Here is a 2,199-nt window from a genome sequence, read left to right on the forward strand (position 1 = left end):
GGTTTTGGTCTTCATGCACAATTAACTTCTTCCCAAATTATTCTAGAAGAGAAATATTCTCTTCTAGAAAACAATAATAAAAAAGTGGTAAAAGAAGAATTATTAAAAAATAATACCTATTTAAACAATGTCTTCAAACCACAAAACGAAATCATTAACAGTTTATTTTATGAACAAATAAAACCTCTTGAAGAAACTACTACTATAGCTGATATGAAAGTTTATCATGTTTATTTAGGACAAAATGCTACTATGAAAGATGCTTTAGGTTGGTTAGGTCATCATTTTAAAGATAAAACTTTTAAAAGTACTTTTACTTATGCGCTATATAATAATAAGACCAATGATCAAATGATTGAATTTGATTATCGTATTAAAGAACCGCCGCCACAAGGTTTTTTATTAGCTTATTTTGATGGTGGACAAAGAGAAGGGGCTAATAATACTTTCACTTTAGAGCAATTAAAACAAATGGGTCATGGAGCTAAAACGTTGTATTATTTATGGGCTAATCATCCGCCTTTACCGAACAAACCTAATGACAACTTACCAGCTATCCTTTTTGAACCCACTAATTATGAATTAGAAATTTTTTATGATAAAGGAACTAATTTTGGCGGACCTTCTTATTTAGCGATTGATAAAATAGCTATGAAAGATATTAGAAATCAGCAAATAGTCGCTATTTATCCTATTAATCAAAAAATTGAAGAACCTTTTGTGATCTTTAATTATGATTTTGAACTTAAATTTCCTTTTTATAATTACGTTCAAGAAGGTATGCTATGGAATACGAATCATATTAAATCTTTAAAAAAGATTGACTTATATGAGAAAAAAACTAACCAAAAAAGAACTTTATATTATGATGTAGATTAAAGAAAAGAGGTAAAAAATGAAATTAAAAAAACAAAAAAACGTTGTTTTTTATCATTATTTTATAAATGTTTTGTTTATTTATTTTTTTATTCTTTTATTTTAAATTTTTGTATCACTCTTTTTCTTATCCCTTTGTCCTTTTTTGTTCCCTCTTATCTTCCTTTGTGTAACAAAATGTGTCGTTTTTTGTTTTGTTTTTTTTGTTTTTTGTTTTATTTATTGAATAAGAAAAAAATTGAGATACAAAACAAGAAAAATGAAAAAAATACAACAAACTAAAACAAGAAGTTCAAATCTTAATTAAAAATTATTTGAAAAAGAAATAAAATAGAAATCATTTTTCAAAATAGTCTCATCAATCCAGGGAGTCGTTCGCCAACAACTTCGTTATAAAGATATAAAAGCAACGACAAAATAGTCATCAAAGAAATCGCGAAAGATAAAATAGTCGCTATTTATCCTATTAATCAAAAAGAAGAACAAGCCATTTTATCTGCTTTAAATGTGCATGAACAATTATACAACAAAAAGAAAAAACAATCTAAAATCTATATAGGTATTGATTCGAAAGGTTTTATTGACGCTCTTTGCCTGAAAAAGCCCAAAAAAAAGCAATTTAAATTAAAGGTTAATGACTGGGAAGAAACATTAATTATGACTTTGAATTAAAATTCCCTTTTTATAATTACGTAAAAGAAGGGGTTTTATGGAATACTAACCATATTAAATCTTTGTGATCAAAAGAAAGGATAATAAAATGATGTTTTATTGCTTTTATTTTAAATCTTCTAACTCTACCTTCCAAACATACTTAAAAAAGGTTCCCTGGATTCATAAGAATAATTTGAATTCACTTATATTATAAGTGAAAAATATTTAAAATAATATTCTTGTCCTTCAATAAGACATTAAACTGTTGAAAACTATACAAATTATTGGCGAATAATTGTATAGAAAACATTTAATTTATTTGTTTTTGAAATAAATAAAAATTATTTTACAAATATAAATTAATGTTTTTTTGAAAATTTTAACTTTAAGGCTTTGATGAGGATTTGTAATTGATTTATTTATTAAATAAATAATTAAATCTTCAAATACCAAAAAAATAAATTTTCTTAGTATGTTTGAAATAATATTAATTATCTCCTTTCTTTAATTTTCAATATCTTCAATTCAAAAGATACTGAAAAATAAGGAAGGAGAAAAATTAATATTCAGTTCCATTATAAATTAAAAAAGAAAAATAAAAAATAATAAAGTATTCTTAACTCTTCAATAAGTAATTAAACTGTTGATGAGAACTATACAAATTATTGG

At 24.1% G+C, this 2,199-nt stretch carries 2 protein-coding genes; both read left to right on the forward strand.

Going from position 1 to position 2,199, the window contains the following annotated elements; translation table 11 throughout:
* On the forward strand, positions 1-879 hold an 879-nt coding region (locus tag RI68_RS01895; protein WP_017193562.1), incomplete at its 5' end, for a hypothetical protein.
* A 504-nt stretch (positions 880-1,383) separates the two neighbouring features.
* The gene (locus RI68_RS03890; RefSeq protein WP_017193563.1) at positions 1,384-1,548 is read left to right on the forward strand and encodes a hypothetical protein; all 165 of its coding nucleotides are present in this window, start codon (positions 1,384-1,386) and stop codon (positions 1,546-1,548) included.
* Positions 1,549-2,199: the final 651 nt, after the last annotated feature.

Origin of the sequence: Vaccinium witches'-broom phytoplasma str. VAC (assembly GCF_000309405.1) — a bacterium.
GTDB lineage: Bacteria > Bacillota_I > Bacilli_A > Acholeplasmatales > Acholeplasmataceae > Phytoplasma.